At 41.3% G+C, this 20401-nt stretch carries 21 protein-coding genes; 17 read left to right on the forward strand and 4 right to left on the reverse strand.

What is annotated here, in order from left to right; all coding sequences use genetic code 11:
* The first annotated feature begins 43 nt into the window (after nt 1-43).
* The 7 genes from J0J33_RS03500 to recA all read left to right on the forward strand — a co-directional run bounded on the left by J0J33_RS03500 (nt 44) and on the right by recA (nt 8424).
* Nucleotides 44-1081 carry a hypothetical protein gene (locus J0J33_RS03500; protein ID WP_206921779.1) on the forward strand — a complete coding sequence of 346 codons (1038 nt, stop codon included), beginning with the start codon at nt 44-46 and terminating at the stop codon, nt 1079-1081.
* A gap of 68 nt (nt 1082-1149) precedes the next feature.
* Nucleotides 1150-4224 (forward strand): Cna B-type domain-containing protein, encoded by a 3075-nt coding sequence (locus J0J33_RS03505; RefSeq protein ID WP_206921780.1) that lies wholly within the window; start codon nt 1150-1152, stop codon nt 4222-4224.
* Nucleotides 4225-4539: 315 nt separating this feature from the next.
* Nucleotides 4540-4614: a putative holin-like toxin gene (locus J0J33_RS10930; RefSeq protein ID WP_370569340.1), complete on the forward strand. Its 75-nt coding sequence runs from the start codon at nt 4540-4542 to the stop codon at nt 4612-4614.
* A 357-nt stretch (nt 4615-4971) separates the two neighbouring features.
* Nucleotides 4972-5028, forward strand: a complete 57-nt coding sequence (locus J0J33_RS10755; protein WP_230315966.1) for a putative holin-like toxin — start codon at nt 4972-4974, stop codon at nt 5026-5028.
* 216 nt (nt 5029-5244) lie between these two features.
* Nucleotides 5245-6156, forward strand: coding sequence for a GTPase Era (era, locus tag J0J33_RS03515; RefSeq protein WP_061413835.1), 912 nt, complete (start codon nt 5245-5247; stop codon nt 6154-6156).
* Between the two features lie 192 nt (nt 6157-6348).
* Nucleotides 6349-7167 (forward strand): DNA-formamidopyrimidine glycosylase, encoded by an 819-nt coding sequence (gene mutM, locus J0J33_RS03520; protein WP_206921781.1) that lies wholly within the window; start codon nt 6349-6351, stop codon nt 7165-7167.
* Nucleotides 7168-7272: 105 nt separating this feature from the next.
* Nucleotides 7273-8424 (forward strand): recombinase RecA, encoded by a 1152-nt coding sequence (recA, locus tag J0J33_RS03525; protein WP_019291389.1) that lies wholly within the window; start codon nt 7273-7275, stop codon nt 8422-8424.
* Nucleotides 8425-8458: 34 nt separating this feature from the next.
* On the opposite strand, the gene J0J33_RS03530 is transcribed toward recA, so the two are convergent.
* Nucleotides 8459-9823: an amino acid permease gene (locus tag J0J33_RS03530; protein ID WP_019291388.1), complete on the reverse strand. Its 1365-nt coding sequence runs from the start codon at nt 9821-9823 to the stop codon at nt 8459-8461.
* A 204-nt stretch (nt 9824-10027) separates the two neighbouring features.
* Here J0J33_RS03530 and J0J33_RS03535 point away from each other — a divergent pair, with 204 nt between their 5' ends.
* Both J0J33_RS03535 and J0J33_RS03540 read left to right on the forward strand, forming a co-directional pair.
* Nucleotides 10028-10402, forward strand: coding sequence for a YlbF family regulator (locus J0J33_RS03535; RefSeq protein ID WP_191672875.1), 375 nt, complete (start codon nt 10028-10030; stop codon nt 10400-10402).
* On the forward strand, nt 10386-10742 hold the full coding sequence (locus J0J33_RS03540; RefSeq protein WP_019291386.1) for a YlbG family protein: 357 nt from the start codon (nt 10386-10388) through the stop codon (nt 10740-10742). The genes J0J33_RS03535 and J0J33_RS03540 overlap by 17 nt, the downstream gene beginning before the upstream one ends.
* Nucleotides 10743-10799: 57 nt before the next feature.
* On the opposite strand, the gene J0J33_RS03545 is transcribed toward J0J33_RS03540, so the two are convergent.
* The gene (locus tag J0J33_RS03545; RefSeq protein ID WP_019291385.1) at nt 10800-11318 is read right to left on the reverse strand and encodes a hypothetical protein; all 519 of its coding nucleotides are present in this window, start codon (nt 11316-11318) and stop codon (nt 10800-10802) included.
* A 129-nt stretch (nt 11319-11447) separates the two neighbouring features.
* A complete protein-coding gene (locus J0J33_RS03550; RefSeq protein ID WP_003133845.1) occupies nt 11448-12044 on the reverse strand; it encodes a CYTH domain-containing protein in 597 nt (198 codons plus the stop codon).
* A 317-nt stretch (nt 12045-12361) separates the two neighbouring features.
* Here J0J33_RS03550 and J0J33_RS03555 point away from each other — a divergent pair, with 317 nt between their 5' ends.
* The 4 genes from J0J33_RS03555 to J0J33_RS10760 all read left to right on the forward strand — a co-directional run bounded on the left by J0J33_RS03555 (nt 12362) and on the right by J0J33_RS10760 (nt 15267).
* Nucleotides 12362-13042 carry a GTP pyrophosphokinase family protein gene (locus tag J0J33_RS03555; RefSeq protein WP_019291383.1) on the forward strand — a complete coding sequence of 227 codons (681 nt, stop codon included), beginning with the start codon at nt 12362-12364 and terminating at the stop codon, nt 13040-13042.
* Complete coding sequence (locus tag J0J33_RS03560) at nt 13029-13841, forward strand: NAD kinase (protein WP_029343532.1); 813 nt, start codon at nt 13029-13031, stop codon at nt 13839-13841. The genes J0J33_RS03555 and J0J33_RS03560 overlap by 14 nt, the downstream gene beginning before the upstream one ends.
* Before the next feature lie 212 nt (nt 13842-14053).
* A complete protein-coding gene (locus J0J33_RS03565) occupies nt 14054-14935 on the forward strand; it encodes an RluA family pseudouridine synthase (RefSeq protein WP_206921782.1) in 882 nt (293 codons plus the stop codon).
* 275 nt (nt 14936-15210) lie between these two features.
* Complete coding sequence (locus J0J33_RS10760) at nt 15211-15267, forward strand: hypothetical protein (protein WP_231951197.1); 57 nt, start codon at nt 15211-15213, stop codon at nt 15265-15267.
* Nucleotides 15268-15457: 190 nt separating this feature from the next.
* On the opposite strand, the gene J0J33_RS03570 is transcribed toward J0J33_RS10760, so the two are convergent.
* Nucleotides 15458-16216 carry a peptidylprolyl isomerase gene (locus tag J0J33_RS03570; RefSeq protein WP_019335964.1) on the reverse strand — a complete coding sequence of 253 codons (759 nt, stop codon included), beginning with the start codon at nt 16214-16216 and terminating at the stop codon, nt 15458-15460.
* A 324-nt stretch (nt 16217-16540) separates the two neighbouring features.
* Between J0J33_RS03570 and J0J33_RS03575 the strand changes: the two genes are divergently transcribed.
* The 4 genes from J0J33_RS03575 to J0J33_RS03590 are packed head-to-tail and all read left to right on the forward strand — an operon-like array spanning nt 16541 to nt 20392.
* A complete protein-coding gene (locus J0J33_RS03575; protein WP_206889136.1) occupies nt 16541-17971 on the forward strand; it encodes an amino acid permease in 1431 nt (476 codons plus the stop codon).
* A 12-nt stretch (nt 17972-17983) separates the two neighbouring features.
* Entirely contained in the window at nt 17984-18787 is an 804-nt protein-coding gene (locus tag J0J33_RS03580; protein ID WP_206888191.1) for a transporter substrate-binding domain-containing protein, read from the forward strand.
* Between the two features lie 56 nt (nt 18788-18843).
* On the forward strand, nt 18844-19440 hold the full coding sequence (locus tag J0J33_RS03585) for an NADPH-dependent FMN reductase (protein ID WP_086582747.1): 597 nt from the start codon (nt 18844-18846) through the stop codon (nt 19438-19440).
* A complete protein-coding gene (locus J0J33_RS03590) occupies nt 19409-20392 on the forward strand; it encodes an FAD:protein FMN transferase (RefSeq protein ID WP_195916910.1) in 984 nt (327 codons plus the stop codon). Before J0J33_RS03585 ends, J0J33_RS03590 begins: the two co-directional genes overlap by 32 nt.
* Nucleotides 20393-20401: the final 9 nt, after the last annotated feature.

Genomic DNA, 20401 nt, shown 5'->3' on the forward strand with positions numbered 1-20401 from the left:
TTCAACACTCAAAAAATAAAAAAAGAAAAGGAATTATGATTTTATGAAAGATAGAACCAAAAAACTCCTCAAGATTGGTGGCCTTGCTGCGGCGCTTGCCTTGATCGGTGGAACTTTCGCCTTTACCAACTTCGGACAGCGTGTCCTCAATATCACGGAAGACACCAACCGTCCAGAGCACGGTGGACGTGTTCATGACTATTTTGATGATGCTTCAGGCAACAAAGACGTATTTGCTGAAAACTTTGGGACACAGCCTATCTTTGTCCGGGTGAAGTTGACCGAGTTGATGACCAAGAACGACATCTCGGTCGTACCCGGCGTTGACCCTACAAGTAATCCTGAAGAGTGGCCAGCTTATATCCCTCAGATAGATGATGCAGAAAATCTAAGTGGATATCGTGTCCCTGTAGAAGCCGGACAATCTCATCCTCTAGATACCTATTACCGTCTGGCCTTAGGAAATCCAGCGCATGGCGCGAATCGTCCATGGTTTATGCCGACGTTTAACCTCACTGATAACGACGAATCTGCCGCAGCAGGGACAGCCCATGATGTTGCAGGAGGAGGAGTTACGCATCCAGGAGCGGGTACAGCTGGCTATTGGCAAGCCAATCAAGTATCTAATGCGCTTGATGACCGACTCCCCCCTGGTGGTACAGACTCTCCAGAGGAGCACCCAACTCGTCAAGTGCTTAATCAAGACCATAATGTCATCACTTTTGCTCAATGGCAGCATATGAGAAATGATTCAGTAGAATTTCCGGATTTCTCAGCGATAGGAAACTACTGGGTTGTTGATGAAACTACAGGTTGGGCTTACTGGGCAAATATCTTAGAGCCTGGTCAAGCGACTAGCTTCTATGTCGATGCGAAGCTCCCACAAGGTGATGAGAATCCCCGTACAGGGCTTTATGGTATCAGCGGTGACTGGAATTACACGCTTCATGTGATGGGAGGATTTGCAGGAACTACTGAAAGCAATGTAGTTGAGTTAATTGATTCAACTAACGATGAAAGAGGACATTTAGTCTGGGAACGTGTGGCAGAAGAACTTGAGCTTGAGGGATGGAATTTCTAAAAAACATAAAGATAATATTTCAGAAGGCATTTTGAACTAAAACTTCACTAAAGAAAGGAGGACAGGTTTTGAGTAAATTCCAGCAGATTTTTCGCGGACTGGTAGCTAAACGCCCTGTCCTCTTTTCGCTACTTTGTTTGTTATTATTTGCCACAGGGATAACAGGAACCTGGGCTTGGAGCAGCGATAGACAAAGCGCCATCAATGACGGACAGGTACAGACCGCCAAGCGTACCGTCCAGCTACTCAAGCTGGAGCGAGATACAGCAGGAAACACAACCAACATCCCTGTCCCCGGCGCCGACTTTGCCCTCTATGAAATCACTCAGCAAGACCCCGAAGTTTATGAGCAAGTCGTACTAGAGGACGAAGCGCTCTGGACCACCGATGCGGACGGGCGGATAAGTGTTGCCTTGCCACCGGGGCGGTACTTCTTCCGTGAAGTCCGTCTGCCTTATGGCTTTGCACCCGATAAGGACCAGCAAGGACAGGAGGTAAAGCGCTACGACTTCACGGTTGAGCCCAGCACACCCAACGGCTCTACGGTCGTTACCGCCTACAACCGCCGGCTCTCAGGCGACCTCATCATCGAAAAGACACTGGAAAACGACGACGGGCGCGAGCTTTCCGAGCTGCAAGGCGCGCAAAAGTTTGAATTTCGCGTGACCTTCTCTGATGGGGGCACGTACAGCTACCAGATCAATGGCGAGGGCGAGGAACATCCGCTGGCTTCAGGCGAGACCTTGAAGCTCCGCCACGGTCAGCGAGCTGTCTTTACCGCTCTACCTGTCGGACTGTACTACGAGGTTGAGGAAGTTGGGTTTCAGCATGGGCAAGCCCATAATACCTCGGGTAATATCAACCATGAAGCACCGTCTGTCGTAGCTTTTACCAACTTTGGTAAGACACGCACGCTTGATATTAAGAAAGAAGTGATAAACTTTGACGGCTCTGAGGTGACCGAAGAACAAAAGCTACTTGAGTTTGAATTTACCGTCCAACTTCCTGATGTGCCAGAAGATGCTAGCTTTCGCTACACCACAAACCGCTACCAAATCGACGATGATCCGGAGAATGACGACGACATTCGTGAAGGCAAGCTTGCGCATGGCGACACGATAAAGCTCCGTCATGGCGAGATTCTCACTATCCATGACTTACCCATCGGTACTTCCTATAGGGTCAGCGAGTTAGGCAGGGAAGACTTTGTCTCTGAGACAGAGTATGTCTCTGGAGAGATAGTGGCAGATACCGCGAGCAACCGCCATCTCTTCCGCAATATCTATCAGCCTGAGGGTCAGTTGCCAAGCTTTACAGCACTTGCTTTTACCAAGTTCCTCTACTCGGATGATCCTGCCGATCTCAAAGAATACTTTGAGTTTGAGGTGATACTTGAACCTCATGAAGGGCAGACTTTCCAGTACAGGATTATTGAAGGCGATAAAGAAGGGGACTTAATCGACTTCGTCTCAGGCGATATTATCCGCCTACGCCACGGTCAGAAAGCCCTCTTTCAGGATTTGCCACCGGGCTTGACCTACAGGTTGCGCGAAATTTCCACCGACCCTTATATCGAAGCCCTACAAGAAATCAAGGGGCACACGGTCAATGTGACCAAGGAAGAGCAAGTCGACAAGGTGCATAAGACGGAAAAGACTGTCGAGATGGAAACTAATGATGATGCGGATGATTCTGATGACTCTGACGAAGTTCCTGCTGATAATAACGACTTGCATGTCGTGCGTTTCCCCAACTACCGTACCCCGACCGAGCGCGCCAAGTTGATTTTGGAAAAGCTTGTCGAAGGTGTGGGTTATGACGCAGGTCACGAGTTTGTGTTTGACCTCTATATCAATGATGTGAAAGACCGGGAGATTCGCCTGCGCAGTGGTGAGAGTTCTGTACCTATCGAGCTGGAGCTGGGCGACCGTTGGCGAGTGGTCGAGCATGACAGCTTTGATGCGGGCTTCAGCCAGCAGAGCATTGAGTATGGCACAGGAAGCGTGGAGGATGAACATCGCAATCGTAATATCTATGTCCGCCAGACCAACCGCTATCTCCGCTCAAACATTTCCCTTTCAGGACAAAAGACTTGGGAAAAACCTGACAGTGTGCAAGTGCCTGAGCAAATCACAGTACAGCTCCTGCAAGATGATATGGTCGTCCGTCAGACCGATGTGACCGGTCCGGACTGGACTTACCGCTTCGAAAATTTGTCCAAGTTTGACGAGGCGGGCGAGGAGATAGACTATCGTATTCGCGAAGTGCCGATTTCTGGCTGGCAAACCAAAACTAAGGCGGGGTCTATCGATCTGCATAACACATGGATACCGCCAGTTAAGGCGCAGTTAGAGATTGAAAAACGCCTGATAGGCGATCCTGCACCACAGGACGAACGCTTCAGCTTTGTCATGAATCCGGGTGGGCAGACGGTGCATATCACCAATAGCGGGCGCGTTTCTTTTCCTCAGGTTTCTTTGGACCGAGCGGGAACTTTTGAGTTTACGGTACATGAAAAACGTGGAAATACTTTAGGCTGGACCTATGACAATGCAGAGTATACCTGGCATGTACAAGTGGAGCAAGCTCTAGATGGCAAGCTGAGCTTAGGTAAGCAATGGCTGAGCAAAAACGGACAAGGGGTTGAGAGCTTACGGCCGGTCTTTACCAACCATTTTGACAAGCGCGCCTTGCTGGGCGAAAGTTTGGATATTCCTGTGAAAAAAGTTTGGGAACATAAGGAACTTCCTCCTAACTTGCAACCGCAGTCCATCATTGTTCAGCTCTTTGCAGGTCAGGAGGAAGTCAGCCGGAAACAGCTCAGTCAAGCGAACGACTGGCAGGCGATTTTCCAAGATGTGCCACGCTTTGATGCAGACGGCAAGGAGATTGTCTATCAGGTTAAAGAGCTGGCTGTCAATGGCTATGAGACAAAGATAAGCGGCGATGCACGGAAGGGTTTTACCATTCGCAACACTTATGTGGGAATGAAGCAACCGCCAAGCCAAGCGCCTCCAGCAGACAAACCACCGACCACTGAGCGTTTGCCAGATGTTGGCGATACGCTGGCAGTTGGTGCGGTACTCCTAGGACTTATCTTCCTACGGGTTGCTTACCAACTCTATAAGAGGAGCAACAGCTAAAAATAAAAAATGGACCAAGTGAGGACTTGATCCGTTTTTTAATGGTGTGCCAAATATGGCTTACTGACTGCCAAGCTTTTAGAGCAGTAAAATTCCGTGGAGACAGGCTTTGCAGGGCTTACCGAGGGGAATAGAAGCACAAGTGAAAAGGAGAAGCGCTCTTTTTAAGGCGTAATGTCTATGCTATAATGAAGCTGAGAGAGTTTTATGCGGTTGGCTTAGTTTAGAAAGAGGGGTGATGCCGATGATACAGGGCAATTCCCTATCAAACTAGAAAGGCTAGATTTTTTGAGTTTTTCCGACAGCTTAAGCTTGATGCTCGCCTTTGCGGGCTTCATCCTAATGCTGCTCCATCTCATCATCGAGATAATAAAGAATACAAAAAAATAGACCGCTAACTTTTGGAGAGTTCGGTCTATTTTTTGACTAACTAATGCCAACCGTCTTAAACGGTCTCATTGGAGCTTGTTAGTAGCAAGCTCCTTTTCTTATTTTTATTATAGCATGAGCTGTCCTTTATATCAAGATAGTTGAAAACAAGTTTAAAACATTAAAGGACTAGATGGGCATATCTGCCCATAGCTAAAGCAGACAACTTAGATTTAAGATTTCTCTATGCTAGAATGATAGGGTAGAAGTAAAAAGACGGTAGCTTTCTTTACGAAAGGAGTGGATGCCTATGAAAATGGCACTAAATTCTAACGGAAAGGAGGTCAAAATTTGTCAGTGTATCAGGCGCTTTCCTTAATGTTGCTCTTTGCAATGTTCATTCTTGCGCTACTTACACACATAAACAAAAAATAACCGTCCAACTTTAGCGAGTACGACGATTATTTGTAAATAATTATCTTAGCTACCGTTCTTAAAACGGCTACATGGGACTTGTTAGTGCAAGTCCTTTTCTTATTTTTATTATAGCATTAGCTATACTTAATATCAAGGCACTGAAAATTTTCTCTTTTCCCTCAAGAAAGTATAGAAGAGGGAGAATATAAGGCTAAAATATGGTAGAATAGCACTATGACAAATAATACTTTTAAATCAGGATTTGTAGCCATTTTAGGCCGTCCCAATGTTGGAAAATCAACATTTCTAAATCATGTGATGGGCCAAAAGATAGCGATTATGAGCGACAAGCCGCAAACAACACGGAATAAAATTCAAGGAATTTATACGACAGATAAGGAACAAATTATCTTTATCGATACACCGGGTATCCATAAACCGCATAATGCTTTGGGCGATTTTATGGTGCAGTCTGCCTATTCTACGCTTCGTGAGTGTGATATGGTCCTTTTCATGGTTGCTGCTGACGAGCCGCGCTCAACGGGTGAAAACATGATTATTGAACGTCTGAAAACAGCAGATGTTCCTGTTATTTTGGTGGTCAACAAGATTGATAAAGTTCATCCAGATGCCCTTTTTGAAACTGTTTCAGACTATACTTCGCAAATGGACTTTGCAGAAGTTGTGCCAATTTCGGCACTTCAAGGTAATAACACGGAGCGTTTGCTGGAAACATTGAGTAGCAAGCTTGAAGAAGGTCCTCAGTATTTCCCAGAAGACATGGTGACCGATCATCCGGAACGCTTCTTGGTTAGCGAAATGATTCGTGAAAAAATTCTTCTTTTGACACGTGAAGAAGTACCGCACAGTATTGCTGTAACGACAGATTCGATGAAACGTGATGAAGAAACAGGGAAAATTCATATTATGGCAACAATCATTGTCGAACGTAAGAGCCAAAAAGGAATAATCCTCGGTAAAGGCGGCGATATGATTCGTAAGATTGGGAAATTGGCCCGCCGTGATATTGAGTTGATGCTGGGTGATAAAGTTTATCTTGAAACATGGGTCAAGATTAAAAATGACTGGCGCGACCGTAAGATGGATTTATCCGACTTTGGTTACAAGAAAGAAGATTATATGTAAAAGTTGGCTCGTTTGAGCTGCTTTTTTATTATATCGAAAAAACCAATATAATCTATTGATTTTAATAAAGAAATAGACTATAATATTGATAGGTTCAATATTTGATAGGTGGGAAGAGCTCCGGCTTTTGCATGAGTGTGCTGTACTCTCCATTGATTAGACCCAATAATTAGGATAGGATGCTGCAAACAGATGCCAGAGTTACCAGAAGTCGAAAATGTACGCCGAGGCTTGGAAAAGCTGGTGAGAAATAAAAAAATATTGGAGATTGAAAGTTCATATCCACGAATGGTTTTAACAGGATTCGAGGAGTTAAAAAAAGAACTTGAAGGTCAAGTCATCAAAGATATCCAGCGCCGTGGCAAGTACTTGCTTTTTGATTTTGGTCAGTGGACCTTGATTTCCCATTTACGTATGGAGGGGAAATACCGGGTAGAACCGCTGGAGTTTGTCAAGCAAAAGCACGATCATCTCTTTGTCAAGTTTTCAGATGCGACACTTGTTTATGCTGATGTCCGCAAGTTTGGCACCTGGGAATTATTGAAAAGTCAGGATGTTGAACGTTATGTCCTTTCGAAAAAGATTGGCCCAGAGCCAAGCTTTGAAACCTTTGATGAGAAGATTTTTGCTGAAAAACTAAAGAAATCGAAAAAGAAGATAAAACCTTATCTTTTAGACCAGACTTTAGTTGCTGGGCTAGGAAACATCTATGTTGATGAGGTACTTTGGCGCTCACAAGTGCATCCTGAAATGCTGGCTTCAGCCTTGAGCGATGTTCAAATTCACCGCATTCACGATTATACGATTGAAGTCCTCCAAACGGCAGTTGAACGTGGGGGATCCAGCATTCGGACGTATAAAAATGCGATGGGTAAAGAAGGAAGTATGCAGGAGTTACTTATGGTTTATGGCAAGCAAGGACAGCTTTGTCCACATTGCCAGCAAGCAGTGATTGAAAAGATAAAGGTCGCAGGACGCGGTTCACATTTTTGCCCATATTGTCAAAAGTAGAGTGAAAACTTCAATCTTTTACGTACTAAAATATGCGGTGCAATCAGTTTCAAACAAAATTAAAAATGCTATAATATAAAGAGCAAGAGATTAACGGAGAAAATAATGGCTACAAAGAAAAAGAAAAAATTAGAAGATATCACAAAAAAATATGGTGCAGAACGTGAAAAAGCCTTAAAAGATGCGCTTGATCTCATCGAAAAGGATTTTGGTAAAGGTTCTTTGATGCGTTTGGGTGAAGCAGCAAGTCAAAAAGTTCAAGTCACAAGCTCAGGAAGTTTGGCTTTGGATATTGCACTTGGTGCCGGTGGTTATCCTAAAGGTCGTATCATCGAAATCTACGGTCCAGAAAGTTCTGGTAAGACTACGGTTGCGCTACATGCGGTTGCTCAAGTGCAAGCTGAAGGTGGTATTGCTGCCTTTATCGATGCGGAGCACGCTTTGGATCCCGTCTATGCTGCAGCGATTGGTGTCGACATTGACCAACTTCTTTTGTCACAACCTGACTATGGTGAGCAAGGCTTGCAAATTGCTGAGAAATTGATTGAATCTGGTGCAGTGGACCTTGTTGTTGTCGACTCTGTTGCTGCTTTGACACCACGTGCCGAAATTGACGGTGAAATCGGAGATTCGACAGTTGGTTTGCAAGCACGTATGATGAGTCAAGCCATGCGTAAGCTTGCTGCAGGCATCAACAAAACAAAAACAACAGCGATCTTTATCAACCAATTGCGTGAAAAAGTCGGTGTTATGTTTGGTAGCCCAGAAACAACGCCTGGTGGTCGTGCTTTGAAATTCTATGCTTCTGTACGTTTAGACGTTCGTGGTAGCACAAAAATCGAAGAAGGCTCTGGTGACAACAAAACAGCCATTGGTAAGTTGACGAAGATTAAAGTTGTTAAAAACAAAGTTGCGCCACCATTTAAAGTTGCTTTAGTAGATATCATGTTTGGTGAAGGTATTTCTAAAACAGGTGAACTCTTAACAATTGCCGTTGAAGAAGGCATTGTGAAGAAAGCAGGTGCTTGGTTCTCTTATAATGACGAAAAGATCGGTCAAGGTGCGGAGAAAGCGAAAGCCTTCCTTAAAGATAATCCTGAAATTTTCAATGAAATCGACCGTAAAGTACGTCAAAATCACGGTTTGATTGAAAGTGATGAAGAAAATGAAAAAGAAGATGCTAAACCAGCAAAAGCAGATGAAAAAGTAAAGGTTGAAGCTGCTGGAGTGGAAGAAATCGAGCTTGAATTAGAATAAATAAAAAAACTTCTGTATTCAGAAGTTTTTTTATTTATAAGTCAACTGTTTTCTCTTTACGGAGATAAGAAATAATCCCGAAGACGACAATCCAGATTGCTGAACCAATCGCTGGTATACGTGTATCTTTGAAGAAGAAGAGGGAAATAAAGATTAAGCCAAATGCGACGATAGTCACTGGAACTAATACGTTCGGCATTGGAACCTTAAAGCCGTCTTCGAGATACTCACTTGATTTTCTATATTTTGTATAAGCAATCAAGGTCATGATATAAACAATCAAGAAGAGATTAGTCGCAACACTTGTGATAAAGACAAAGCCGTTAGACACACCAGGAATAAGTGAGATAAATGGGGCTAAGAAGATTAGTGCTGCTGTGAAGAAAAGGGCATTTGTTGGGATACCATTTTTCGAAAGTTTTGTGAAGGGCTGTAATGCTTTGTCTCCGTGTAATTTTGAAAGAGAGAAAAGATTACGTGTAGTTGAGAAAAGTGCTGAATTAAGCGCTGAAGCTGCAGAAGTCAAGACGACAAAGTTAATCACTGCTGCTGCCCACTTGAAACCAATAAGGTCAAAGACCATAACGAATGGAGACTGATCTGCAGGAATATCTGTCCAATGATAGATAGACATAATCGCAGTGAGTGCTCCGATATAGAAGATTAAAATACGAATCGGAATTTGATTAATTGCTTTTTTAAGTGTTGGACGTGGATCCAAGGTTTCAGCAGCGGTCATTCCGATAAATTCCATCGCAACAAAGGCAAACATTACCATTTGGAAGCTTCCGATGAAGTTTGTAATGCCATTAGGGAAGAAGGAGAAGTCCTTCGTCACATTGCTAAGGCTAACTGTTGTACCATCTGCTTGAAAGCCACTGAAGGCCATGATGATGGCAGTAACAATCAAACCAACGATAGCAACGATCTTTATCATCCCAAACCAAAACTCTGTTTCACCGAAGAATTTAGCGTTGAGTGTGTTTAAAGCAGTTAAGGCCAAGAGGATAACGGTTTCGGTAAGCCAGACAGGAACACTTGGTAACCAGAACTGGATGTAGACCCCGACAGCGGTTAACTCAGCCATAGCCATAAAGATAACAACAAGCCAATAAGACCATTGAATAAAATATCCGGCCTTGTTGCCTAGATAGTGACTGACGAAGTTAAGGAAAGAGTGTTGCTCAGGATCCATATAGAGCATTTCACCGATTGCACGGAGCAAGATGAACATTAAGGCACCAATAATGATATAAATCAAAAGAATGGAAGGCCCGGTCATACTGATAGATTGACCTGCCCCTAAGAAAAGACCTGTTCCGATAGTTCCTGCTATTGCAATAAGCTGGATGTGACGATTTTTCAGACCTCTCTGGGTCTGATTGTTTTCATTATTCATAAAAACCTTTCTGTAATTTTATGTACAATTATAGACATTATCAGTTAATTATATCTTTTTTGAATTAATTTGGCAAGATGATGTGCTACATGTTTAGAACAGACTTATAAAAAATGTCATTTATGATAAATGAAAAAACAGAGAAAGTTTACTGAAGAGGGTTGAGAAAAAGCGGTAAAGTTGGTTTTCTGGTATAATAAGGTTATGTTAATCATAAATGAACAGTTGTTTGAAATTGATGATTTAATCGATGAAGTGGTTAAAGATTTTTTGGAATTACCCGAAGTCGCTACTTATCGTGCTTTAAAAAAGGATTTTGAGGAAGATGAAGACTTACAATCTAAGCTCCGACTTCTTACGGACAATCAGGAGTATATCGCTTTTAGGCCAGAACTGGCTCAGCTCCGAAAAGAAATCCTGCTCAATGAGAAGGTTTATCAGCTTCGCGTAGCTGAAAATGATTTGCAGGAGCTGTTATCCGAGCTAACAAAAGACATCAGTTCAGCAATTTCAGAACACATTTTTGTAGATGAAAATTTACCTTTGAAAGGAGGAAGCCGTCATGGACGCCATCATTGATAAAGAAATATTGACAAAGAAATCGGAAGATAAGACAGTTCGTCCGCTTGAAATGCAAGGGAGAATTGCGCTTTTTGTCTATTGCAACTCTTACAAAGGGAACAGACAACTTAGTCACTATGGGGATCTTGGCTATACAAGCCGCAAAGCGCATTATAGCTTGCTTTATGTGAATGAAGAAGATGTTTCCGAGACAATCAAGAAACTTAAAGCACTTAAATTTGTGAAACGAGTACGTCCAAGTCATCTGAAAGATCTCAACCAGAATTTCTCTGAAGCTTTTGCGGAGACAAATGAAGTGATCAAAGGACAACTGGAAGCTGCTTTAGGTAAATTGTAATGGAGACAAGACATTATAGACAGAGCCTTTAAGGCTGTGTCTACAAAAAAACTGCCCTTAGGCAGTTTTTTCAATGTGACGAAGATAATTTTGAATAAGGGCTTGTGAGCAATTTTCGATGTGTAAACATTCAGTATCGGTATAAATTAAAGTAGAGGGTACTTGGGTAAACTCATTTTTATAAAATTCCTGAGCATTCTTAATCATTTGTTTTTTAGCGAACTGACGATGAGTAATAAAGTCAGCGGTTGTGAGCTTTATTTCGCAGAGAATTTCATGGCGCATTTGATTGTTATAATCTAGTATGCTGAGGTTGTCCAGTCTCTCCTGTAAAGCTAAGATGAATTTTCGCCCATACTTTCGTCCGTGTAGATTTATCGTCAAGAAATCGGAAGAAATTTTTTGGAGGCGGTCAAAGCTCGCGTTGAGATTTTCAATATTTTTGGGAAGTTCACTGTTGTCACGTAATTCTTTAGCTGCAGCAAGTGTAGCTATTGGATAGAGGTACCAGCTGTGCGCATCAAATTCGGAAAATTGATTGAGAATAGGCGTGAAAAAATGATGAATATCATACATGAGAGTTATTGTTTTCCTTGTTAAAATCTTTAATATTATTGTTTATCAGTTGTGTATCCACGTTGTATAGTGTACCAAATTTTATATAGGAGACCAAATTATATGCAAAAAAGTGCTGAAACAGCACTTTTATTGTTTTTTCAGGTGGCGTAAACAGTCCAAGAAGCGTACAACTTTTGATTTTGAAAAACGAAATTCAATATGGTTTTTCTTCAAGAAAGCAAGGAAATCTTTTTTACCTTGTTCACTATCAGTCACTTCTAGCTCCAACTCATAATCAGTATGACCCAGATAGTCATTCTTATCTAGAGCAGCAAGCCCAATAGGGAGATGTTGTTCGTAGCGGATCGTAGTTAAACTCCCAATCAGAGTAATACTCTCCAAATCTACTCCACGCTCAACTAAGATGTCGCAAATTTCACTCAGGTCAGTTTTACCGCAAGTGATACTTTTTTGTGCGAGTAGATATTGTGCTTCTTCAAGTGTAAGGTCGATATTATGTTCGATATTGCCCACTTGTTGAGGGACCTTGAGTGTCATTTCTGCTGAACGATCAAAGGTACGGATACGCAGAGCTAACTTTTTCTTACGCAGTGTAAAATCTTGAGAATCAAGATAGTGATTTGTCTGTCGGACAGGAGTGACGTGTGAAAAAAGTGTTTTCAATCGGTCATACTCCGGCATAGAGAGCATCGTCTTATGCTCAATTTCTAAATTTGTTGACATTTTTATGTATAAAAAGATGCTCTGTTTAGATTACTCTTTACAAGATCTCCAAGAGAGGCATCCTCCCTTCTTATTAAAATGATGATTGATCTATTATCTAAAAGTATATCAAAAGGCTGTATCTAAGTAAAGCCAGAAAAGAAGAGGGAGCTCCTTTCTTACGGTCTACAGTGCTATTAAAACAGCATTTTGCTTCTTTTTTGTAGACGTAAATTAGTCAAGCTGTCTAGTGAATGGGGGCGATATATGGTATAATTGAGAAAGACCTGTAATAAAATACAAAGGAGAATTGACCGAGTGTCAATTTGGATAAGCATATGACTGAAAGTACAACAACTGAATTTAACTGGGAAGAATTTCTTGATCCTTATGTCCAAACGGTTGGGGAACTAAAAATCAAACTTCGTGGTGTGCGTAAGCAATTTTTAAAGAAAAAACTTTACTCACCGATTGAGTTTGTCACGGGGCGCGTGAAGCGACGTGATTCGATTCGGAAGAAGGCAGCCATGCGAGGCTACACCCAAGAAACAATCCGAGAAATGGAAGATATTGCTGGTGTTCGTGTCATGGTGCAGTTTGTTGATGACGTCTGGGATGTGTTAGAGCTTTTACGAAAACGTAAAGACTTAAAAATTATCGAAGAGCGGGATTATATTCATAACCAAAAAGCAAGCGGTTATCGTTCATATCACGTGGTTATTGAGTATCCGATTGATATGATTGAGGGTGCCCAAGTTGTGCTTGCCGAAATTCAAATCCGGACCTTGGCGATGAATTTTTGGGCAACAATCGAACATTCTTTAAGTTACAAATATGGTGGTGTAATCCCCGAGGAAGTTCGAGAACGCTTGACTGCTGCGGCGCATATGGCTGCGCAGTTGGATAAAGAAATGGGTGCGATTCGCGAAGATATTCAAGAAGCCCAATTGCTTTTCGATGACCCGCAAGCAAGACTGGACTACAAGAAAGAAAACGGAGAAGACAATGAGCTCTGGTAAAAAGATCTGGTTGGTAGGGAATTCAAGTGAAAAATCACAAAAGACGCTGTTAGAATTAACAGCGCTTTTGCAGTCCAAAAATTTCAGGTTTGAAAAGGAAAACCCAGAAATTGTTATTTCAGTCGGGGGAGATGGCACGCTCCTCAAAGCTATGCACCTCTATGAGGACAAGCTGGATAAAATTCGCTTTGTCGGTGTTCATACGGGACATCTGGGCTTTTATACCGACTTTATGAATACAGATCTTGATAAGGTGGCGCTTGCCCTAGAGTCTGAAACTGCTGAGCATGCTGTTCATTATCCCCTATTACGGATACGTGTGAAATTTCAAGATGGTTCAGAAATGCTGCACTACGCACTGAACGAATCAACGATTCGCCGAACGTCTAAGACTTTAGTTGCGGATATCAGGATTTCGGATTTTCTCTTTGAAAAATTTCGAGGCGATGGCTTATCTGTATCCACACCAACAGGTTCAACAGCTTATAATAAATCTATCGGTGGTGCTGTTTTACACCCACGTGTGGAAGCTATGCAGATGGCCGAAATAGCTAGTCTTAATAATATTGTTTATCGGACATTAGGGGCACCAATGGTTGTTGCTAAGAAAGACAGTATCATTATCTGTCCAGAAGATGTTGAGGATTACAGTGTTACTGTTGACCAGCTGACCTTCAACTACGAAAAAATTGAAGCCATCGAGTACAGCATGGATGGTAAAACTATCGCTTTTGCAAATTGTGCCCATACAAGCTTTTGGGAACGCGTGAAAAATGCGTTTATCGGTGAAGTCGAATAGCGCTGCTCACACTTTTCATTTGTGTGTAGAGTGTTTCTTGACCTAATTATATTTACAGAGCGAGCAAATATGTTATAATAAAGTTCTGTTCTAGGCAAACTCCGACATATGTTGGAGTTTTTAGATGGAGAAAATTCAGCCATAGAGTTGGAGAACACTTCAGCAGTAAGGTACTCAATGTCAAGATCAGACTTAAAAGGAGAAGTTAAACAGTGGAATTTTCATTTACAAATACAATTGATGGGAGTACGGTAAAGGCCTTACTTAAACGTCATGGCGTTTCCAAACGCTTCCTTTCACATATCAAATTTGACGGTGGTGAAATTTTAGTGAATGGCATGGAGCGTAATGTTCTCTTTCCTTTACAAGTCGATGATGTTGTTACGATAATCACACCTATCGAGCAAGGTACCGATTTATTGATTCCTGAAGATATTGACCCAGAAGTCGTCTTTGAAGATGATCATTATTTGATTGTGAATAAACCTGCAGGACGGACTTCGATTACTGGACGTTTACATCCGACAGGAGCTATGTCTAATATTGTAAAGGGTTATATCGTACGAAAGAAATATGAGGACCAAACGGTACATATCATTACACGCTTGGACCGTGATACGAGTGGCTTGATGATCTTTGCTAAACATAGCTTGGCTCACTCGCTCATCGTGCATCCTAAATATAAGGACAGTGTGACCAAACGCTATTATGCCATTATCCATGCAGACGAGAACTTACCCAAAACAGGTGAAATTAATTTACCTATCGGTCGAGTGGAGACTTCAATCATTGAGCGGCGTGTGCATCCTGAAGGGAAGGAAGCCAGAACAAGTTATGAAGTTGTTGCAAAGAAAAATGGCTTGATGCAGTTAGATGTCGTTTTACATACCGGACGTACACACCAGATTCGTGTTCATTTTTCACATCTAGGGCATATTCTTGTTGGCGACGAACTTTATGGAGGTAATCATGACCTTATTGATCGCCAAGCGCTCCACTGTCATCATTTACAATTTGTCCATCCCTTTACAGACGAATTGATTGATATTGAATTAGAAATGCCTGAAGATATGCAAAAATTGATGCGTGAGTAAAAGCTATGTGCCATTATTGGCCACACAACAATTACGAGCTCAAAAGTATGCTATAAAGCCATTTTTCCTAAAAAAACAATAAAATAAAGCTGAATCTTGTAGGGACACAGCTTTTTCTTTTAGATTCATTTTGAGTTTGGACATGTTATAATAACGGAGTAGAAGTTAAAGGACGGTAGCCTAACTGGGAGGTGATGCTTATGACGTTTTGTAGGCTATAACCTCAAAATACAGAAAGGCGACATTTTTTGTCGGTTTATGAAGCTTTGTCACTCATGCTTGCTTTTGCAATGCTGGTGTTGACATTGAATAATAGCAACAATAAAAAATAACTGTCCAACTTTAGCTGAGTAACGACAGTTATCTATCAAAATTTGGCTACCGTTCTTCATACGGCTACAAAGGGCTTGTTTGCGCAAGCCTTTTTACTTATTTTCATTATATCATCAACATCAGAGGATAGCAAGGCAGATGAAGTTGGGACTAGCGCTAAAAAATCTTCTGCCTACACAGAAGATTTTTTTATTTTTTAAAGTCCCAACCTTTGATAATTTTAACGCCGGTAATTTTTTCTGGATTTACAGGAGATGATTCTTCTTGTGGATTATTTGGGTTAGCTTCCACTTTGCCTGCAGCAATTTTATCAACAACATCCATGCCTGAAATCACTTGTCCAAAGACCGTATATTGTCCATCAAGGAAAGGTGAGCCACCTTTTTTATAAGCATCGATAATCTTTTGAGGATATTTGCTTGTACTTAAACCTTGCTCAGCTGCTTGTGGATTTTGGACAATAAAGAATTGCGAACTGCTTGTCTCGCCAGGACCACTGTTTGCTAAAGAAACTGCACCGCGAATATGATAAAGCTGATTAGAAATCTCAGTCGCAAATGGTTTGTTGTTATTTACTACTGATTTGCTTCCGGTTCCTTTATTACTTGGGTCACCCGTTTGAATCATGAAATCATTAATCACACGGAAGAATTCATTGTTTTTATAGTAACCTTGCTTGGCCAAAGTCAAGAAGTTTTCGACAGCCATTGGTGCCAGTTTAGGGAAGAGCTTAATATTGATGTTCCCAGCTGTTGTTTGAATTTGAACTTCAGCTTCATCCTTGCCCACTTCATTCGACAACTGAGGGAGTTCAACACTTTGCAAATCATTTTTTGCATCGGTCTTGCTGTCAGAACTGTTCGCAAAGTAAAGAAGACCACCAACGATAACAACGATGAGGACTAATAATCCTCCAAAGATAATATTCGTATTTTTTTTGTTTTCCATTCCTATATTTTAACATAAAATTTTCGAAGACTAAACGACGACAAAAAGTTTATACTTGCAAATTTTAAAATAAAGGACTATACTAAATAAAAAATATCAGGAAGGAGAATCACATATGTTTAAGTTTGACCTACAATCTCAACATCATCATGCGCATAGATAAGAGTTGTGTCATACTTTGGTATAGATGCAACTTTAGAGTACGCTCGAAAGACATCTATGCCGGTGATTCTCAGAAAGACCGGATGGCTAGGCTATACGGTCTTTTCTTTTGGGCAAAATTATGCTGTAAATGAACGAAGAAGTATTAGAGAAAGAAAAAATATGAAAAATGGAAATCAAGTAAAGCGCAATTTAAAACAAAGACACATCACCATGATTGCGCTTGGTGGCACGATAGGAACAGGCTTGTTCCTAACCTCAGGAGCGACGATTAGTCAGGCTGGTCCTTTCGGATCGGTATTGGCTTATATCTTTGTCGGGATTATGGTTTATTTTGTAATGACCTCTTTAGGAGAGATGGCCACTTATTTACCCACATCGGGCTCCTTTACAGATTATGGGGCACGTTTTGTGGATCCAGCCTTTGGCTTTGCTTTGGGTTGGAACTATTGGATAAACGGTGCGATTACGATTGCAGTTGATTTGACAACAGCAGGATTAATCACTCAATTTTGGTTCCCTCAGGTTCCTTCTTGGATATTCTCTGGTGTGGCTACAGTCCTTATTTTTGCAATTAATATCATGGCGGTACGCGCGTTTGGGGAAACAGAATATTGGCTCTCCATTATCAAGCTGATTACAATTATTGTCTTTTTGGTTGTTGGGGTGTTAACTATTATTGGAATTTTTGGAAATAATATTGATGTTGTTGGTAATCTCACAGCAGGTAACCACGGCTTTACTGGTGGAGTGACAGGATTTGTTGGTGTTTTACTCATCGCTGGCTTTTCTTTTCAAGGCACAGAACTTCTAGGAGTTACAGCAGGTGAATCAGAAAATCCTGAGAAAAGTATTCCTAAAGCGATGAATTCTATTTTTTGGCGCATTCTTCTTTTCTACATCTTTACGATTATTGTTATTGCAGCTATTATCAATTACCAAGATCCTCGCTTGCTTAACCCTGATTCGACAGCGGTTATGAGTCCTTTTACTATCGTTTTTAAGAATATTGGTTTGGCAGTAGCAGCGAGTTTAATGAATGCTGTGATTTTGACCTCGGTTATCTCATCAGCAAACTCTGTCATGTATGCTTCAACACGTATCCTCTACTCTTTAGGTAAAAAAGAAGGCGCACCACGCCAGTTCTCCAAAATAGCCAAAAACGGTATTCCTATCAATGCTTTATTGGCAACGACAGCGGTGTGTGTGGTCGCATTTTTAACAGGAATTTTCGGCACACAAATTTATCTTTTGCTTGTGGACCTGTCAAGTTTGACTGGATTTATTGCATGGCTTGGGATATCGATTAGTCACATTCGTTTTCGTCGAGCCTTTTTGGCTCAAGGCGGTGATTTGAGCAGTTTGCCTTACCAAGCAAAATGGTTCCCCTTTGGACCAATCTTGTCCCTGATCATGACGGCAATGATTGTTGTTAATTTAGACCCAGCCATGCTTTTCAGCAGTCACTGGGGCGAAGGCTTAGCCATGTATGCCGCAATACCACTTTTCTTGGCTCTATACTTTGGCTATAAATGGAAGTACAATACAAAATTAGTGCCACTCAAAGCGGTAGATTTGAGCCGAGAGAAATGATAAAATGAAAGCATGAAGAAAATCAAATTCTACCTGCTTCCCTTCCTTCTATTATTTATTTTTATGACTTTGACGGCTTGCGGAGTAAACACGAAGAAAAATACATGGCAAAAGATTGAAGAAAGCAAGACGATTACTATCGGTTATGAGGCAGACTTTGCGCCCCTAACTTCAAAGCAAGAGAGTGGAAAACCTGAAGGTTTCAATATAGCTCTAGCAGAGGCAATCTTTGCTTCTTATAATATAAAGATTGACTGGAAACCATTGGATTGGTCGGCCAAAGAAAAAGCCTTGAAAGAAGGAGAGGTTGATCTGATTTGGGGGCCTTATACAGCAAATAAGACTAGGGAAAAAACTATTTTATTTAGTCAACCTTATCACACGGGAAATTTAGTGTTGCTTGTTCCCAAAGAAGCAGAAATTTATAATATTGGCGATATGCATAATCAAGCAGTAGGCGGGCAAAAAGCTTCAGCAGCTTATGATTTGTTTAGCGATTATCCGCAGATTTTAAAAAATATTGTCAAAGAAAATCTGATGTTTCTCTATAACCAACCGAGCAATGCAATCGCTGCCTTGCAAACAGGAAAAATTCAAGCTGCTCTTTTAGATAAGGACTATACTAAAACTTATCTTCGTAATCATCAGCTTGAAGGCTTATATAATATGCTGGATACTCCTTACCCACAAGTTGAATATGCCGTAGCAGCACGAAAGAATGATACTAAATTAATGGATAAAGTCAACCAAGGCTTACAAGTCCTTCAGCATTCTAGTGAATTTAGCAAGCTCTCTAAGCAGTGGTTTCTATCTTAAGGTGTTAAAATAAAAAGAGCGAAAGCTCTTTTTATTTATAGTGAAGAGGAATAAAGATGAAATTTATTGCAATAGTAGGAACCAATGCCAGCTTTTCTTACAATAGAAAGTTGCTTTGGTATATGAAGAAACATTTTATTAATGAAGCTGAGATTGAAGTTATTGAGATTGCAGGCTTACCCTTGTTTTCGGAAGACAGTATGGACTTGCCTGAGAGAATTCGCGAAATCGCTGAAGCCATTGAAGCCGCAGATGGTTTGATTATCTCTACTCCGGAGTACGATCATGCCATTACTGCAGCCTTGAAGTCTTTGCTAGAATGGCTCTCTTGGGGAGCTTTGCAACCCATTATCAATACGCCAGTTATGATTGTAGGCGCTTCTCTAGGAAAGCAGGGTTCCGTTTTTGCACAGGAAAACCTTAGACAAATCCTCCAATCACCAGGATTGGAAGCCTTCGTCTTACCGGCTAATCAATTTTTATTGAGTCATGCTGCTGATGCTTTTGATATTTCAGGCAATCTAATAGATAGACAAACAATTTCTTGGTTGGAACATTGCTTCAGAAACTTTTGTCGTTACAGTGCGCATTTGCAACCTCTACGAACATTGATAGAAACGGATGCCGATACTGGAGCTTCAGAGTATGAGTGATTTTTTGTCTAAAAAATATCGAGGTTTAGGCACATTTATTGAGCTGAGTTTACTTGATGTGGAGAAGTCAAAAACTACAGAAAAAATTGAGCAAGGCTATAGAAAAATTGCTCATTATGAAGATTTGTTTACAGTCAACAGGGCGTTCTCGGAGTTAATAGCAGTCAACCAAGCCGCGGGAGTAAAAGTCGTTGCCTTGTCGGAAGAAGTCTATGCTTTAACGAAAAAAGCTGTACAGGTCAGTCAGGAGCATTTTGGTTTTAATGCAAGTATCGGACCCTTGGTTAGGCTTTGGCATATTGGTTTTGCTGATGCCCGTGTTCCTTCTGAGCAAGAAATTCAAAAAATGCTTGCTATGGTGAGTCCTGATGATATCGTTCTGGATGACCAGCAAAAGACCGTTTTTCTCCCTCGAAAAGGAATGTCCTTAGACTTAGGAGGAATAGCCAAAGGTTATATTGCCGATAAAGTTGTAGATTTTTGGAAAGAAACAGGTTTTTCCACAGGCATTGTTAACCTTGGAGGGAATATTCGGTTTCTGGGCTTGCCCCTCAAAGGTTATTGGCGTGTCGGAATTCGTAATCCACTTACGCATGGGTCATCTTTGTTACTTCAAGTGCTTACCGCATCCACATCTGTCGTGACTTCTGGAATTGATCAGCGTTATTTAGAGCGAGACGGAAAGAGCTATCATCACATTCTCAATCCTGAAACAGGTTATCCTCATGTGAATAACTTAGCCAGCGTGACAATATTTTCTGAAAAGTCATTAGATGGGGAGATTGAGGCGAAGAGGCTGTTCTTTTCGGAAGAACCTGAAAAAGTCTTTGCGAAAAGACAACACGTGATTCAAGCTGCAGTGCTTATTACCAAAGATAAGGAAATAAAAATCCTTGGACTTAAGCCCAAGGATGTACGTTTGATGGATAAACATTTTAAGATTATAAACTGAGCATTGCTC

Source organism: Lactococcus sp. LG1267, from assembly GCF_017309545.1.
Lineage (GTDB): Bacteria > Bacillota > Bacilli > Lactobacillales > Streptococcaceae > Lactococcus > Lactococcus petauri.

Bases quoted from the DNA above. Each gene is read 5' to 3' on its own strand.
- J0J33_RS03500 (WP_206921779.1), top strand. From the start codon at position 44: ATGAAAGATAGAACCAAAAAACTCCTCAAGATTGGTGGCCTTGCTGCG.
- era (WP_061413835.1), top strand. From the start codon at position 5,245: ATGACAAATAATACTTTTAAATCAGGATTTGTAGCCATTTTAGGCCGT.
- mutM (WP_206921781.1), top strand. From the start codon at position 6,349: ATGCCAGAGTTACCAGAAGTCGAAAATGTACGCCGAGGCTTGGAAAAG.
- recA (WP_019291389.1), top strand. From the start codon at position 7,273: ATGGCTACAAAGAAAAAGAAAAAATTAGAAGATATCACAAAAAAATAT.
- J0J33_RS03530 (WP_019291388.1), bottom strand. From the start codon at position 9,823: ATGAATAATGAAAACAATCAGACCCAGAGAGGTCTGAAAAATCGTCAC.
- J0J33_RS03535 (WP_191672875.1), top strand. From the start codon at position 10,028: ATGTTAATCATAAATGAACAGTTGTTTGAAATTGATGATTTAATCGAT.
- J0J33_RS03540 (WP_019291386.1), top strand. From the start codon at position 10,386: ATGGACGCCATCATTGATAAAGAAATATTGACAAAGAAATCGGAAGAT.
- J0J33_RS03545 (WP_019291385.1), bottom strand. From the start codon at position 11,318: ATGTATGATATTCATCATTTTTTCACGCCTATTCTCAATCAATTTTCC.
- J0J33_RS03550 (WP_003133845.1), bottom strand. From the start codon at position 12,044: ATGTCAACAAATTTAGAAATTGAGCATAAGACGATGCTCTCTATGCCG.
- J0J33_RS03555 (WP_019291383.1), top strand. From the start codon at position 12,362: ATGACTGAAAGTACAACAACTGAATTTAACTGGGAAGAATTTCTTGAT.
- J0J33_RS03560 (WP_029343532.1), top strand. From the start codon at position 13,029: ATGAGCTCTGGTAAAAAGATCTGGTTGGTAGGGAATTCAAGTGAAAAA.
- J0J33_RS03570 (WP_019335964.1), bottom strand. From the start codon at position 16,216: ATGGAAAACAAAAAAAATACGAATATTATCTTTGGAGGATTATTAGTC.
- J0J33_RS03575 (WP_206889136.1), top strand. From the start codon at position 16,541: ATGAAAAATGGAAATCAAGTAAAGCGCAATTTAAAACAAAGACACATC.
- J0J33_RS03580 (WP_206888191.1), top strand. From the start codon at position 17,984: ATGAAGAAAATCAAATTCTACCTGCTTCCCTTCCTTCTATTATTTATT.
- J0J33_RS03585 (WP_086582747.1), top strand. From the start codon at position 18,844: ATGAAATTTATTGCAATAGTAGGAACCAATGCCAGCTTTTCTTACAAT.
- J0J33_RS03590 (WP_195916910.1), top strand. From the start codon at position 19,409: ATGCCGATACTGGAGCTTCAGAGTATGAGTGATTTTTTGTCTAAAAAA.